At 65.4% G+C, this 15,615-nt stretch carries 13 protein-coding genes and 1 tRNA gene; 11 read left to right on the forward strand and 3 right to left on the reverse strand.

What is annotated here, in order from left to right:
• Nucleotides 1–78 precede the first annotated feature (78 nt).
• From BMX07_RS06540 to BMX07_RS06575, 8 genes are all read left to right on the forward strand, one after another.
• Entirely contained in the window at nucleotides 79–1,104 is a 1,026-nt protein-coding gene (locus tag BMX07_RS06540) for a metal ABC transporter substrate-binding protein (RefSeq protein WP_090615616.1), read from the forward strand.
• Nucleotides 1,101–1,838, forward strand: coding sequence for a metal ABC transporter ATP-binding protein (locus BMX07_RS06545; RefSeq protein ID WP_090615620.1), 738 nt, complete (start codon nucleotides 1,101–1,103; stop codon nucleotides 1,836–1,838). The genes BMX07_RS06540 and BMX07_RS06545 overlap by 4 nt, the downstream gene beginning before the upstream one ends.
• Complete coding sequence (locus BMX07_RS06550; protein ID WP_090615623.1) at nucleotides 1,838–2,857, forward strand: metal ABC transporter permease; 1,020 nt, start codon at nucleotides 1,838–1,840, stop codon at nucleotides 2,855–2,857. The genes BMX07_RS06545 and BMX07_RS06550 overlap by 1 nt, the downstream gene beginning before the upstream one ends.
• A gap of 57 nt (nucleotides 2,858–2,914) precedes the next feature.
• Entirely contained in the window at nucleotides 2,915–3,310 is a 396-nt protein-coding gene (locus BMX07_RS06555) for a hypothetical protein (protein WP_175480070.1), read from the forward strand.
• A 74-nt stretch (nucleotides 3,311–3,384) separates the two neighbouring features.
• Nucleotides 3,385–5,496, forward strand: coding sequence for an acetate--CoA ligase family protein (locus tag BMX07_RS06560; protein ID WP_090615626.1), 2,112 nt, complete (start codon nucleotides 3,385–3,387; stop codon nucleotides 5,494–5,496).
• The gene (locus BMX07_RS06565) at nucleotides 5,493–6,644 is read left to right on the forward strand and encodes a phosphotransacetylase family protein (RefSeq protein WP_090615629.1); all 1,152 of its coding nucleotides are present in this window, start codon (nucleotides 5,493–5,495) and stop codon (nucleotides 6,642–6,644) included. The genes BMX07_RS06560 and BMX07_RS06565 overlap by 4 nt, the downstream gene beginning before the upstream one ends.
• Nucleotides 6,645–6,722: 78 nt before the next feature.
• Complete coding sequence (locus BMX07_RS06570; protein ID WP_090615633.1) at nucleotides 6,723–7,493, forward strand: enoyl-CoA hydratase/isomerase family protein; 771 nt, start codon at nucleotides 6,723–6,725, stop codon at nucleotides 7,491–7,493.
• A 225-nt stretch (nucleotides 7,494–7,718) separates the two neighbouring features.
• Nucleotides 7,719–8,012, forward strand: a complete 294-nt coding sequence (locus BMX07_RS06575; RefSeq protein WP_090615635.1) for a PRC-barrel domain-containing protein — start codon at nucleotides 7,719–7,721, stop codon at nucleotides 8,010–8,012.
• Between the two features lie 17 nt (nucleotides 8,013–8,029).
• Here the strand turns inward: BMX07_RS06575 and BMX07_RS06580 are convergent, their stop codons facing one another.
• Nucleotides 8,030–9,481, reverse strand: coding sequence for a DHH family phosphoesterase (locus BMX07_RS06580; protein WP_090615638.1), 1,452 nt, complete (start codon nucleotides 9,479–9,481; stop codon nucleotides 8,030–8,032).
• A gap of 165 nt (nucleotides 9,482–9,646) precedes the next feature.
• Here BMX07_RS06580 and BMX07_RS06585 point away from each other — a divergent pair.
• Nucleotides 9,647–9,720 (forward strand) — tRNA-Lys (locus BMX07_RS06585).
• A gap of 70 nt (nucleotides 9,721–9,790) precedes the next feature.
• Here the strand turns inward: BMX07_RS06585 and BMX07_RS06590 are convergent.
• Nucleotides 9,791–12,295 (reverse strand): pentapeptide repeat-containing protein, encoded by a 2,505-nt coding sequence (locus tag BMX07_RS06590; RefSeq protein WP_090615641.1) that lies wholly within the window; start codon nucleotides 12,293–12,295, stop codon nucleotides 9,791–9,793.
• A gap of 389 nt (nucleotides 12,296–12,684) precedes the next feature.
• On the opposite strand from BMX07_RS06590, the gene BMX07_RS06595 reads away from it, so the two are divergent.
• Nucleotides 12,685–13,359 (forward strand): MBL fold metallo-hydrolase, encoded by a 675-nt coding sequence (locus tag BMX07_RS06595; RefSeq protein ID WP_090615644.1) that lies wholly within the window; start codon nucleotides 12,685–12,687, stop codon nucleotides 13,357–13,359.
• A 28-nt stretch (nucleotides 13,360–13,387) separates the two neighbouring features.
• On the opposite strand, the gene BMX07_RS06600 is transcribed toward BMX07_RS06595, so the two are convergent.
• The gene (locus BMX07_RS06600) at nucleotides 13,388–13,864 is read right to left on the reverse strand and encodes an SRPBCC family protein (RefSeq protein WP_090615646.1); all 477 of its coding nucleotides are present in this window, start codon (nucleotides 13,862–13,864) and stop codon (nucleotides 13,388–13,390) included.
• A gap of 199 nt (nucleotides 13,865–14,063) precedes the next feature.
• On the opposite strand from BMX07_RS06600, the gene BMX07_RS06605 reads away from it, so the two are divergent.
• Nucleotides 14,064–15,365, forward strand: coding sequence for a P-loop NTPase (locus BMX07_RS06605; RefSeq protein WP_090615649.1), 1,302 nt, complete (start codon nucleotides 14,064–14,066; stop codon nucleotides 15,363–15,365).
• Nucleotides 15,366–15,615 lie beyond the last annotated feature (250 nt).

The raw sequence follows: 15,615 nt of genomic DNA on the forward strand, positions 1-15,615 counted from the left end.
GGGCCTCGAAACTCGATAGTTAATAAAAATGGTTGTGCCGATAATAACACTTATGCTCCGAAGGGACTAGTTCCAGCTATGAACCTGACACGACGCGCGCTGGTGAAAGCGGGTGCCGGCGCGGTCGCGACCGGAACCGTGGCCGGCTGCCTCGACGACGTCCGCAGCGCGAACGCGGACCTCGATACCGGCTACGCCGCTTTCTTCACCCTCTGGGACTGGGCCGACCGGGTGAGCGGCGACGCGATCGCGTTCGAGAACCCGGTTGGGGCCGGAGAAGCGGGTCACGGCTGGTCGCCGAGCGGCGACCTGACCCGAGAGATCGCGGACGCCGGTGCGTTCGTCTACTTCGACACCCCCGAGTTCTCGTGGGCACAGGACATCGCAGCGACGCTCGAGGCCGACTACGACACGGTGACCGTGATCGACGGGCTCGAGGGACTGGACGACCACCTGCTCGACTGGGATCACGAGGTCGAGAGCAGCGGCCACGACGGCGGGAGCGACGGTGGTTCTCACGACCAGGAGGACGGCCACGACCACGACAGCGAATCGATCGATCCGCACGTCTGGCTCGATCCCGTTCTCGCACAGGACATCGTCGACACCATCGCGACCGGCCTCGCGGACGCCGACCCGGACAACGCGGCGACCTACGAGAACAACGCCGCCGAATACGTCTCCGAACTCGAGTCCCTCGACGAGACGTTCGAGTCCCTGATCGATGCGGCCGACCGACGAACCGCCGTCCTCGCGGGCCACGACTCGTTCACGTACCTGCAGGACCGATACGGGTTCGAGATCCACACGCCCGTCGGCGTCTCGCCGCAGGAGAACCCATCCCCCGAGGCCATCTCCGAGACGATCTCCCTCATCGACGAGGCGGGGATCGACACGATTCTCTACGACCCCTTCGAGGCGCCCGAAGGCGAGCATCCACAGCTCGTCGACACGATACTCGAGGGCAGCGACGCCACCGACGCGATGGCGCTAACCCACCTCTCGGGCACCCTCGCGAAGTGGGACGATCGGGGCTGGGGGTACCGCAAGCAAATGGAAGAGATAAACGTCCCCGCGTTTAGAGAGGCACTAGGCGCACAGTGACCGTCGTCCATCTCGAACACGTGACGTTTGCATACGGCGAACAGCCGGCCGTCCGAGACGTCTCGCTGACGGTCGAGGACGGTGACTTCCTGGGACTGATCGGGCCGAACGGATCGGGGAAGACCACCCTCTTGCACCTCATGCTCGGCCTTCACAGTCCCGACAGCGGTTCGATCGAACTGTTCGGCCAACCGGTTGCCGCGTTCGACGAGGGCGAACGGATCGGCTACGTCTCCCAGCAGGCGACCAGCGGCGGGGGCTCGATGCCCGTTACCGTCCGCGAGGCCGTTACGATGGGCCGATTCGCCCGTGCGGGGCACGGACGGCTAACCGACGAGGACCGCGCGATCGTCGACGACGCCCTCGAGACCGTCGGTATCGACGAGTTGGCGGGCCGGCAGGTCAACCAGCTCTCGGGCGGGCAACGCCAGCGCGCCTACATCGCCCGCGCGCTGGCCTCCGAGGCCGACCTGCTGGCGCTCGACGAGCCGACGGTCGGCGTCGACGCCGAGTCTCGCGACGCGTTCTACCAGCTGCTCGAGTCGCTCAACGAGTCGGGAATCACGATCATCCTGATCGAGCACGACATCGGCGTCGTCACGAACCGGGCGAACCGAATCGCCTGTATCAACACCGAACTCTACCACCACGGGGACACCGAATCGTTCGTCGAAAGCGACGCGCTGACCGAGGCCTACGGCGCGACGGGCCAGGTCGTCCACCACCACCACTGATGAGCGAAACCGGAACCCTTCGGCGGCGGTTCGAACTGATCGGGGTCGGACTGACCGCGGCCTTGGCGATCGCGATGATCGGCCTGCTGGCCGTCGACGCGCTGCGGGCGTATCCCGTCGCTGGCGGGCTGTACGAGCAGGCACGGATCGCGGGCTGGTGGCTCGACCACGCACTCGGGACGAACGTCTTTTACCACCCGTTCATGTGGCGGTCGATCGCGACGGGGATCCTGATCGGGGTCGTCGCGCCGCTGGTCGGCACCTATCTCGTCCACCGCGAGATGGCTCTGATCGGCGAAACGCTGGCGCACACGGCCTTCGCGGGGGTCGCGGTCGGCCTTCTGGTGAGCTCGACGACCGGCTGGAACGGCTCACTGATGCTCGTCGCGCTGGTCGTCGGCATCCTCGGCGCGCTGAGCGTTCAGTGGCTCGCCGAGCGGACCGACACCTACGGCGACGTCCCGATCGCGATCATGCTGACCGGCAGCTTCGCCGTCGGGACGCTCGTCATCAGCTACGGGCGGGGGATGTCCGGCATCAACATCGAGGGTTACATCTTCGGCGACATCACCGTCGTCACCCCGTCGGGTGCCCAGCTGATGGCCGTCATCAGCGTCCTCGTCGTCGCAGTCGTCGTCGTGACGTACAAGCAACTGCTCTTCATCACCTTCGACGAGCAGGCCGCCCGCGTCGCACGGCTCAACGTGACGTGGTACAACACCCTGTTGATCGTCATGACGGCCGTCGTCGTCGTCGGCGCGATGCAGATCCTCGGCGTGATTCTCGTCGCCGCGATGCTCGTCGTGCCCGTCGCGGCGGCCACGCAGATCGCCCACAGCTTCCGAGAGACGCTGCTGCTCTCGATCCTGTTCGGGCAGGTCTCGGTCGTCGGCGGCTTCGCGTTCTCGATCTCGCAGGAGCTCCCCACCGGCGGCTCGATCGTCGTCGTCGCCATCGCCTGCTACCTGCTCGCGATCCTCGTCTCGAGCCGCTCGACGGCCGCTATTTCGACGCACTGACGGTCGGAGCCGGTCCGCGACCGTCGGACTTGTGTGTCTGCCCGACGACACTTCCGTATGAGCTGGCAACCGATCGACGTCGCCGCGAGCGCGGTCCTCGCGTTCGTCGCCGGAGTCGCGCTCTGGCCGCCGCGGCACGTCTACTGGGTGCGCGTCTCGAGCGTGCTCGGCGAATCGCTGACTCTCGGCGCGGTCGGGGTTCTCGCCGTGATCGTCGGCGTCGTTGCCGTCGCCCTCCTCGAGCTCCGACTCTCGGCGTTCGTGGGCGGCGTGTTGCTCGCCTACGCCGTTGGCATGGCGCTCATCGCGGTCGTCCTCGAACCGATCAGCCCGGTACACCTGGTGCTGTACGGCGGACTGATCGCCTGTTTCGTCCTCGGGGCGGTGATCACGACTCGCCGACGGGACGCCGGAAACTCGGCCGCCGACTCGAGCCGTCGAACCGCCGAGTGAATCGTCCGCCGTCGGTACCGGACGGCGGGAACACGCCGCACGTTTAACACCCTCGTCGGCGAATCACCCGAGCGATGGGACGGTTATCCGCACTCTTCGATCCCGAGACCGTCGCCGTGGTCGGCGCGACCGACCGCGAGGGCGCGGTCGGCCGGGCGATCCTCGAGAACCTGCGGGACGGGTTCGCCGGTGAGGTCGTGCCGATCAACCCCTCGCGCGACGAGGTACTCGGGCTCGAGTGTTACGCAGACGCGTCGAGCGCGCCGCCGATCGATCTGGCGGTCGTCGTCGTACCGCCCGATATCGTCATCGAATCGATCCGCGAGCTCGCGGATGCGGGCACCGAGAACGTCGTCGTCATCACGGCCGGGTTCTCGGAGACGGGCGGCGAGGGTGCCGCCCGCGAACGGCAGCTCCGCGAAGTCGCCGCCGAGAACGACCTCAACGTCGTCGGCCCCAACAGCCTGGGGATCATGTCCACGCCGAAGGGCATGAACGCCACCTTCGGTCCCGAAGACGCGCTCGCGGGCTCGATCTCCTTTATGAGCCAGTCGGGCGCGTTCATCACCGCCGTGCTCGACTGGGCCAACGAGCAGGGGATCGGGTTCCGGGACGTCGTCTCGCTGGGCAACAAGACGGTTCTCGACGAGACCGACTTCGTCCGCGAGTGGGGCGACGATCCCGAGACGGACGTTATCATCGGCTACCTCGAGGATATCGACGACGGACAGGGGTTCGTCGAGGCCGCACGCGAGGTCACCGAAGACACTCCAATCGTGCTCGTCAAATCGGGCCGGACGGACGCCGGCGCGCAGGCCGCGTCCTCTCACACCGGTGCGATCGCCGGCAGCGAGCGGGCCTACGAGGCGGGCCTCGACCAGGCCGGCGTCCTCCGCGCCCGTTCGGTACAGGAGCTGTTCGACTACGCGCGAGCGCTCGCGGGGCTTCCCGAGCCAGAATCCGACGGGGTCGCCGTCGTCACCAACGCGGGCGGCCCCGGCGTGCTCACGACCGACGCAGTCGGGGATTCGTCGCTCGAGATGGCCGATTTCACCGACGACACCGTCGCGGCCCTGACCGAAGCGATGCCCGACGAGGCCAACGTCTACAATCCGATCGACGCGATCGGCGACGCCGACGTCGAGCGCTTCGGCGCGGCGATCGAGCTCGCGCTGGAGGACCCGAACGTCGGCAGCGCGGTCGTCGTCGCCGCGCCGACCGCGGTCCTCTCGTACGACGACCTCGCCGAGACCGTGATCGAGAAGCTCGACGCGTACGACACGCCGGTCGTCACCTGCCTGATGGGCGGCAAGCGAGCCCGCGACGCCGAGGCGACGCTGCGCGAGTCGGGGATTCCGAACTACTTCGACCCCTCGCGGGCGGTGTCGGGACTCGACGCGCTCGCTCGCTTCCGTGAGATCCGCGAGAAGCGGGTCGACGAACCCGAGACGTTCGACGTCGACCGCGAGCGCGCCCAGGACATTCTGGCGCGGGCCGCCCGTCGCGACGACAACCGGCTCGGCGTCGAGTCGATGGACCTGCTCGAGGCCTACGGCATCCCCACCCCGCAGGGGGAGATCGTCGACGATCCCGAGCGCGCTCGTGAGGTCGCCGCGTCGATCGAGGGCGACGTCGTCATGAAGATCGTCAGCCCGGACATCTCCCACAAGTCGGACATCGGCGGCGTCAAGGTCGGCGTCGCCGACGAGGACGTCTACGACGCCTACGAGGACGTGGTCGCTCGAGCACGTAACTACCAGCCCGACGCGACGATCATCGGCGTGCAGATCCAGGAACTGCTCGACCTCGAGGCCGCGACCGAGACCATCGTCGGAATGAACCGCGATCCACAGTTCGGCCCGCTGTTGCTGTTCGGACTCGGGGGTATCTTCGTCGAGATCCTCGAGGATACGTCGGTCCGCGTGGCCCCGATCGGCGAGAGCGAGGCCCGCGAGATGGTCGACGACATTCGAGCCGCACCGCTGTTACGCGGCGCTCGCGGGCGGGAACCGGCGGACGTCGCGGGCGTCGTCGAGACGATCCAGCGACTCTCCCAGCTGGTGACGGAGTTCCCATCGATCCTCGAACTCGACGTCAACCCGCTCGTGGCGGGACCGGACGGCGTACAGGCGATCGATCTGCGACTCACCGTCGACGCGGACGAACTCGATACGGAGGAACAATGACCGACACCGATTCACCACCCGAACCGACGACCACCGAGACCGACACCAGCACCGACAGCGATACCGACACCGCCACCGACGCGAGCGGTGACGTCGACACGCTCCTCGTCAGCTCCCTCGAGGAGAGCACCGGCAAAACGGCAATCACGCTCGCGCTCGCACGACTCGCGGCGGCCGACGGGGACGACGTCGGCTACATGAAACCGAAGGGGACCCGGCTGCAGAGCAACGTCGGGAAGACCGTCGACGAGGACCCGATGCTCGCCCGCGAACTGCTCGACCTCGAGGCGGAGATGCACGACCTGGAGCCGGTCGTCTACTCGCCGACCTTCGTCGAGCAGGCGATCCGCGGCCGCGAGACGCCGGCGGAACTCCGGGAGCGCGTGCGAGAAGCGTTCGAGACTCTCGCGGGCGACCGGGACCGGATGTTCGTCGAGGGCGGCGGCCGATACGACGTCGGCGGAATCGTCGAACTCACCGACGCCGACATCGCGGACGTACTCGACGCGCGGGTCCTGCTGGTCGCTCCCTACGAGATTCCCGCGGACGTCGACGACGTGCTCGCCGCCGCCGCGACGTTCGGCGACCGACTCGCCGGCGTCGTCTTCAACGACGTCGCCGACGCGGTCTACGACCGACTCGAGACGGACGTCGTTCCGTTCCTCGAGGGACGGGGAATCCCGGTCCACGGCGTGCTCCCGAGCGAACGGGAGCTGTCGGGCGTGACCGTCGCCGAACTCGCGGACGAGCTCGGTGCTACGATGCTCGTCGAGGAGGGCCGGGACGGCTACGTCGAACGCTTTACCGTCGGCGCGATGGGTCCCGACAGCGCCCTGCGACACTTCCGACGGACGAAAGACGCCGCCGTCATCACCGGCGGCGACCGAGCCGAAATCCACACCGCTGCGCTCGAGGCCCCCGGCGTCCGCTGTCTCATCCTCACCGGCGGCCACCGGCCCTCGGGAGCGGTCGTGGGGCAAGCGAGCGAGAAGGGCGTCCCGATTCTCTCGGTGCAGACGGACACGCTCACGACCATCGAGCGCGCGGAGGATATCGTTCGCAGCGGTCGGACCCGAGACGCCGAGACCGTGGATCGAATGGAACGGCTGCTGTCCGATCACGCCACCGTCGACGCCATCCTGGGATAGGGGCCGATCCGCCCGTCGATTCGGGCGATCGGACGGACGCATACAGTTTTATCGCTGGCCGAAGTGGGCTCGGATCGCATGACCGACGTTACCGTTTCTCACGAGCCGGCGGACCGGTACGCGACCGTGACGATCGATCGACCGGATGCGGGGAACGCGATGTCGCCGACCGTCATCGGCGACCTGCGGGACCGCATCGACGCGGTCGCGGCGGACGAGTCCGTCCGCTCGATCGTCGTCACGGGTGCCGGTCGAACGTTTTCGGCGGGCGCGGACGTCGACGAATTCGCGGCTCGAGCGGACGATCCCGATGCGGTCCTCGCGTATCTCGAATCGTTTTCGGAGCTGTATACCGACATCGAGGCCGTTCCGGTTCCAGTCATCGGACGCGTGAACGGCCCCGCCTACGGCGGCGGCTACGAACTCGCCATGGCCTGCGATATCAGGATCGCCTCGACCGACGCGGAACTGTGTCCGGCCGAGATCCGTATGGGTATCGTCCCGCCCTTCGAGCGGCTGGTCCTGGAACTCGGCGAGGGAATCGCGAGGGAACTGTGTTTCACCGGCGGCGTCCTCGAGGCCGACGCGGTCGCGGAGACGGACCTCTTCAGTCGCGTCGTCGCACCCGACCGACTCGACGAGGCGGTTCGAGCGGTCGCCGATCGAATCGCCGCCCGAAGCCCGAACGCCGTCGCACAAACGAAGCGAGCGATGGTCAGGCACCGGGCCGACGGGATCGCCCGAGCCGCGGCGCATCGTCGCGCGCTCGACGAGCGGTGTGTACGCCACCCGGACTTCGCCGAGTCCGTCGCCGCGTTTCGAGAGGGACGGGACCCGGCGTACGAGTGACCGCAACGCCGAGTCAGAGACGAACGGCTACTCGCGTCCGCGTCGACAACGGACGACGTCTCGAACCTCGCGAGGCCACCGAACGGTGGCGTTCTACGGGACCGATGGACGATGCCACCTCGCCGGACCGGCTGTCCGTGGCGTCCCGTCGAGCAGCGTCTCGTTCGTTCCCGACACTGTCACGTCTGACTAAGAATTAAGAGTCCGCCACGCATGAACTCAGTTATGGACGACATTCCGCAAGAGATCACGTCCCTCGTCGGCCGCGAGGTGTACTCGAACAACGGCGTCTTCGTGGGCGAAGTCGAGGACCTCCGATTGAACATCGACGGCGAAGCCGTCACCGGACTGGCGCTGGCGAACCTGAACAGCGAACTGTTCGCGGACGAAGCTCGCAGCGGACAGGGCATCATCGTCCCCTACCGCTGGGTCCGCGCCGTCGGCGACGTCATCCTCATCAACGACGTCGTCGAACGCGTCCGCGAACCGGACGAGGAAGCGGACGAACTGCTCGCCTGACTTCCCTCTCGCGTTCGCTAGCTCCCGTTCGAGCCTTCGTTCCCTCCTTCGACGCCCATCGCGTCGAACAGCGTCCGCTTGACCGCTTCCTCGGTCAACTCGAGTAACGTGTCCCGCGTGTCCTCCGAGATTTCGATCCCGGTGAAGATTCCCAGGGGGATCTCGGCGCTGGCCTGCGTCGAGTGACCCGCCGTCTCGCCGATCTCGCCGTAGGCGTCGTCGAGCACCTTGCCGATGTTGATACGGATGTCCTTCGAGCGGCCCGCGAGGAAGATCGTCTCGTCGGCGATACCGAACACCGCGGTCGTGGTGACGCCCTCGAGGTTCAGGAGGTGACTGGCCGCCTGCGTCAACGCTTCGCGATCGCGGACGAAGCCGGCGTTGGAGACGAGGTGGCTGCCCTGTACGTCGCGGTTGGTGATGGCCTCCGCGAGCACGTCCAGCGTCTCGGGGGACATCGACGGCGACTCGACCTGCTCTAACGTGTCGTGGTTCGCGAACGGGTAGAGATAGGCGGCGGCGGTCAGATCGGCGGGGGTCGTGTCGCGTTTGAAATCCAGCGTCTCCGCGCGGATGCCGTAGAGCAGGGCCGTCGCGACCTCCTCGGAGACGTTCATATCGAACTCCTGGATGTACTTCGTCATGATCGTCGACGTCGAGGACATGTTCGGCCGGATGTCGACGAACTCGGGTTCGTACTCCGACTCGGTCTCGTTGTGATCGATGACGATGTCGACCGGGAGGTCCATCTCGGTCGAGGTCGCGTGATCGACCAGCGCGACGGTGTCGTAGGTCGAGTGGTCCTCGATCTCGTCCCACTGAACGAGGTCGATCCCGAGCAGGTTGACGAACGCGCGATTCTCCTGATGGCCGACGTCGCCCAGGTAGATGATGTCGGATTCGACGCCGAGATGATCGGCGATCGCCTGTAACGCCGCCGCGCTGGCGATCGAGTCCGGATCGGGGCTGTCCTGCGTGATGATCGCCAGCCGCGTCGACGTCTCCTCGACCAGCTCGGCGAGCTTTCCGGCGTTGTACTCGAGTTCGCCGGACTCGAGCGCACGGAGGGCGGACTCGGCGATGACGGAGGACGGGTTGATGACGATGTCGGCTCCGAGTTCGGAGAGTTCGTCGCCGGAGACGGGATCGCTCGCGCGGGCGACGATGAACTGGTTGCCGCCGCCGTCGCGGATGTGCTCGACGGCTCGCTTGTTCGATTCGACGTCCGAGGCGAGAATGAGGACGACGTCGCGATCACCCACCAGTTCGCCGACCGCGGGTTCGCGGATGTCGGCCGTCCGCGCGTCCAGATCCTGGTCCCGGAGCGATTCGACGCGACTCTCGTCCTGATCGACGATGAAGACGTCCTTTCCCTGTTCGACGAGTTCCTCGGCGACCGCATAGCCCACGCTCCCACAGCCCAAGATAGCGTAGTCAGAAATCGACGAGATCGTAACCCCCGTGCTCATATGCCCGAGTGGTCGGACCCGTCGCACTTAACGCTCCCGAAGAGTACTACGCTGTGAAACTCCGAACCGGCCGACTCGAGGTCGACATCGGTCGCGCGTGGATCACTGCCACAGAGCCGACCAAGGGAAACGTATTTTAACGACCGAGGGAAAGTCGGAGGTACAGGGCCGGTAGCTCAGTCCGGCAGAGCGTCTGACTCTTAATCAGACGGTCGCGTGTTCAAATCGCGCCCGGCCCGCTTTCCTATCGCACGCAGCCAAACGAGCGCGTCCGACCGCGCGTTCAAATTACTTTCGGGGTATCGCCGGTCACTTGCCCAGTAACCACGACAGTAGTCCGCTCCCTAACCCCTCCTCGTTCTCCCCGGAGCCGAGATACAACTGCAAGCGCTGGACGACGAGCAGGCCAAACGGAACGATCAACAGTGCTCCCAGAACGCGTTCGGCCCATGCAACCCATACGCCGAACCCGACCGGCTCGACCCCCGAAATTTGTGTTATCGTGATATCGGGCGCGGCGAAGCTATCAAATGGGAGGAGTATGTCGAGCGTTTCTTTTAAACTTAGATACGTTCCTTTCAAGAAGGTGAGGAGACTGAATACGAACAACTGCCCGGCAGTCGAGACGGGTTCCGGGAGCGGAGCAACGCCCCAAACGGGGGCCGTTATCCGAACGGAGTCTGAAAATAGGTAGAACAGAATCGCGAACGCGGCTGCTACGAGGAGAATACCCTTTCCGACGTATACCGGGGATTCGCTCATCCGAACCAAAACGAGCGTCCCTTTCCGATTCAGGACTCCCGCAAATGATCGAAAGACGCTCGCATCACCCTTCCGTCTCGTATACGAGTTCCGGAACTCTAATCGGGCTTTCTGGAGACGAGCGGTTCCCTCTTTCAAATAGTGTTTCTCTTGTATGGCGTGTCTGATCCGGCCGCTGCTTATCAACTGCCGATGAATCATTTGATGAGACCACGCTCGTCGCTCGAGCCACTCCGATAGGTCTATCTGGTTTCTCCAGGGCCGTCTTTCCAGTACGGGACCTCCTCGAAACTGCTCCAACATCCGGCGGTCGGCTTCCTGTTCTGGGTTCTCCGATCGATTCGGGAGTATCGGTTTGACTTTTAGAAGTGCTCGCCGACGAACAGCTCGTAACGCCTGTTCTTCTGCTCGGACCGGGGGATAAGTAAATACGTCGGAGACTTTTGTCGAGAGATTCATTTCAGTATCCGCTATCGTTGCGTGATATATATTCGCGTTATCTAGGTTCGCGGACCGGAGATCACACTCGATGAGCGACGCCTCCTCGAGATTTGCGTGCTCGAATTGCGCTTGTCGGCAGTCCGTCTCGTCGAAAACGGCCTCTCTCAAATCCGCTCTATTGAAGCGGGTTTTGTACAGATCCGCTCCGCTGAAGTCGGCTTGCACGAATTTTGTACCCGAAAAGTCATGGTTACGCAAATTCACCCCTCTGAAATCGACGAAGTTGAATTTCGCACCGTCGGTACAGGATGTCGGGGACAGAACGGGTGGATCGTCGTTATCGAACGAGACGAACGAGAAATCCGCTTCGGTGAGGGTACTGTCTTCGAGGTTTGCTTCGGTGAGTTTCCCACGTTTTAGATTCGCATTCGTGAGATTCGCACGTTTCAGATTCGCGTTCGAGAAGTCGACATTCTCGAGGTCCGCGTTCGTGAGGTCTGTACGGCGGAGGTGTGCGTCCGATATGTCGGCATTCCTCAGGTACGTCCCGGTGAGGTCCGCTCCGTCGAGATGCGCCCCTGTGAGATCAGCGTTCCCGACGTACGCGCCCGAGAGGTCGGCATTCTCGAGGGAGGCGCCCGAGAGATCGACCCCGTCGAGAACTGCTCCCGAGAGGTCGACGCGCGAGAGAGTCGCGTCCGAGAGGGTGGCATTTCTGAGGTCGGCACTCTCGAGATTCGCACCCGATAGGTTTGCAGCTTCCATCTCTGCACGGTGGAGGTCTGCACTCGGAAGGTCGGCACGGGCGAGGTTCGCCCTCGAAAGATCGGCCTCCTCGAGTTCCGCGTTCGAGAGGTCGGTACGTGAAAGGTTCGACTTGAAGAACGTGGCATTCCGGAGGTCCGCACCCGAGAGATCAGCATTGCTGAGAGTTGCGTACGAAAAGTTACCAGCAGTCAGGTGTGCCGCCGAGAGTATGGCCTCTTCGAGGGCCGCACCCGAGAGATCGGCATTATAGAGGTTCGCTTCCGACAGGTCTGTGCCACTGAGGTCGGCCTGCGAAAGGCGAGAAAATACCAATTTAGCGTTCGCGAAGATAGCCCCTTCCAGATTCGCATTTGAGAGATCAGCGCGCAAGAGATCGGCAGCTGTGAGATCCGCGTTCAGGAGGTTCGTACTCCTGAGGGACGCGTCCCTGAAGTGGGCACGCTCGAGGTCGGCGTTCGAGAAGTCCGAATAATCGAGCGTCGCCCTCGAGAAGTCGGCACCGGAGAGGTCTGCATCCGAAAGCGCCGCGCAAAGTAACGTACAACCTTCGAATGAAATACGGTTTTTCAGCGCCAATCCCGTTAGATAAGCGCCATCGAGAGACTCTGGCCTAGCGATACGATTGGCGAGTAGATCGGCGATCGGTTTATTCGCAGTCTCAGCGTGCCAGAGGCAGCGTCCTGTCTCCTGCCAAACCTCGCGGAAGCAACAGCTTGTGTGGGAAAAAGACCACCACCGTTCGTGTCCCGATTTTACACACTTCGCGTCCGGATCTATTGTTCCCCTTTCGATAGCGAGTTGCGGACTGAGGACAAATCCGCACCGGTCAGGTCGAACGGTCATTCCCACATATAATACTCCGGTCTGAACGCTCAAAAAGCCACGTCACCCGCGATACCGCGTTACCGGCAGACTCCGAATTCGTGTGGGTGGTAAGAGCGCGGTATCGGCTTAGCCGTCGCCTATGATGGGACCCGTCTCGCCGAAGACGGTCGCCGTTCGGTCAGCTATGTCGTCGGTACTGCCGTCGCCGGACGACCCGCCACGTCACTGCAGGGGCCCGCATTCCCGACTGCGATACCGCGCTGAAAATAACGTGGACGGTTGATCGGATAGCTATCGCGGCGACAGCTTCGCTCTCGCAAACGAGAGCGGAGGAAGCCGATCAGTCCCCTCGCCGGAGGCCGAACGGTCGACCTATAAGTCGACTCGCGGCGTACGCTCGGGCGACGATGTCCGCCGACACCGTCGACTACGAGGGGATCGCGTTCGAGCGACTCGGCCACGCGAGCGTCCGTCTCGAGACCGACGACGGAACGGTCGTCTACGTCGACCCGTGGGGCGAGGTACTCGAGGGGGCACCGAACGACGGCGACGTCGTGTTCGTCACGCACGACGACATGGACCACTACGACGCCGACGCGATCGAGGCCGTCGCGGGGCCGGACGCCACCGTCGCCGTCTACGAGGCCGTCGATACCGGTGACCTCGCGTTCGACGTCGTCGACCTGCCCCACGAGGGCGAGACGACCGTTGCGGGAATCGACGTGCGGTCGGTCCCGGCCTCCAACGACCCGGCCGGCGACCATCTCGACGAGGATGGGGAGCCGTTCCACGCCGAGGGCGAGGTGATCGGCCTGCTGTTCGCGATCGACGGGACGACCGTGTTCTTCCCGTCGGATACGGACTTCCTCCCCCACCACGAGTCGATCGCGGCGGACGTGTTCGTCCCACCGATCGGCGGCCACTTCACGATGGATCGTCGCGAGGCCGCGGCCTTCGCCCGAAGCGTCGATCCCGATCTGGTACTGCCCGAGCACTACGACACGTTCGAGCCCATCGAGACCGACGCCGAGGCGTTCGCCGACGACCTCGAGAGCGACGGGATTCGCGTCGAACTGTTCTGATCGGCCCGGCGCGGACGGTACACCGGCGTCACTCGGCGAGTAACGCGCGCGTTCGACGGTGTCGGTACCACAGCATCGCCGCGAGAAACGGCGTCGCCAGCGGTACCTCGCCGGGGCCGGGGACTCGGTAGTCGACCCGATCGTAGAGCAGCGTCTCGCGACCGAGGTCGACGAACCGGTGGTCGTGTCGCCACGTCTCGAAGGGACCGCGATCGCCGACCTGTTCGTCGACGAAAGACGCGCGCTCCTCGCTCACGTCGCGCTCGACGATCTCGACGACCCACTCGGTCGCCGTGAACAGATCGAACGGGCGTGTCTCGAGGTGGATCTCCGTGCCGACGAAATAGCCGTCCGGGTCCCGCTCGCCGTCCGGACCGATCGCTCGAGGGATGCAAAGTCCCATCCAGTCCGGCGTCAGTAGCTCGAGTTCGTCGACGGTATCGAAAAACTCCCAGACGGTTTCGAAGGCGGCGTCGATCACCGTGCTCCGTTGGAACGTGGGCATACCGAACCGTCCGCCGCTCGAGACAAATTCGGGGCTTCGATTCCAGCGGACTGGGAACGGAGCCCGGCGGTCGCCGGGATGCCGAAATCACCGCGCTCCCGGTCTCGATGGGCGTCCGCGCCGGCCGATTCCGCGTTCGCTTCCCACGCCGCGGGAACTCTCGACGGGTGAAATACCGGTCCGGAGCGAACGGGCGGATATGACGGACGAGTCACCGCGAACGGACGAGGAGATACAGCGCGCGGTCGTCGACCGCGTCCGGGAGGTCCAGATCCTCGGCAGTGACCCGGTCAGCGAGCAGTTGATCGAGGATATCGACGTCGCCGAGGGGATCGTCACGTTCACCGTCGACTTCGAGCCGGTCGATCGCGTCCTCGCCGATCGGCTCACCGACCAGCTCCGCGGGGCGGGGTTGGCGACCGACGGCGTCGCTCACGTCCGCGTCGAGGCGGCCGGCGCGGACGCGCCCGAGACCGGACTCCCGGTCTCCGGCGTCGACTCGATCATCGCCGTCGGGAGCGCGAAAGGCGGCGTCGGCAAGACGACGATCACCGCGTCGCTCGCGCGAGCGCTCGCCGAGGACGGTCTCGATGTCGGCGTCTTCGACGCGAACGTGTACGCGCCCGACGCGCCGGACCTGCTCGAGGCCGCGGGGCCGGTCCAGACCTCGCCGACGGGGCGGCCGATGCCCGTCGAGGCGGACGGCATTCAGGTGGTGAGTATCGAACTGATCGCCGAGGACGGGCCGGTCGCCTGGCGCGGGGCGATGGTCCACGACGTCGTGAAAGACCTGCTCGGCAACGCCGCCTGGGACGACCGGGACGTGCTGCTCGTCGACCTCCCGCCGGGGATCGGCGACGCGGTCTACACGATCGTCCAGCAGGCGCCGCTGGACGGCGGCCTGCTGGTGAGCACGCCGACCGACGAGGGCGTCCGAGCCACCCAGCGGACCGCGGCGCTGTACGCGGCCAACGACGTGTCGACGATCGGCGTCGTTCCCAACATGGTCGGGTCGGCCGACGAGACGACGGCGGGACCGTTCGACGGGACCGACCCGTCCGTCGCGACGGACGTGGCGGAATCGGCCTACGACGAGATCGACCCGATACCGTTCGATCCGGCGCTGCGGGAACCGACGGCGCGTTCGTTCGACGAGCCCGCGACTGACGGCGAAGCCGCGATCGACGCGCTCCGGGAGACCGTCGAGTCGTTCCTCGCGTCGGACGCGGGGCCCCAGGTTCCCGACGACGCCGTCGACCTGCGCGGGCTGCCCCCGGAGACCTGCCAGCGACAGGTCGTTACCGAACTCGGCGCGTCTACCGACGGCCCGGTCTCGATCCTGATGCGAGGCGAGCCCGCCGACCTCGTCGACGTCGTCGACGAGAGCCTCGCGCGCGACGATCGCTCGCTCGAGCGGACGACCGTCGACGACCTCGGGTACGAGGGCTGGCTGGTCGAGCTCGAGCCGACGGCCGCGCCGGCGTCCGAACCGGCGACCTGAGCGGCGTCGGTCGCCGTCCCGCTTCCGTCCGGTACCGTTCGTCGTTCGGGATTTATCCTCGTATTTCGGCCCGTTATAAAGTCCCCCTGTTTGGTGGATTTCGGCCGCAGCGTCCCCAGCGCGTGGGAACGGCCGGGTTCGGTTAATGAGTGGCGGGCGCACTCCCGGACGTGATGGCATACGGACGACCCACGTTCGAACGGCGCTGTCCGAACCGGAGGGCGAGGGATTCACCCGCCGACCATCCGTC

The organism is Natrinema salaciae, assembly GCF_900110865.1.
Taxonomy (GTDB): domain Archaea; phylum Halobacteriota; class Halobacteria; order Halobacteriales; family Natrialbaceae; genus Natrinema; species Natrinema salaciae.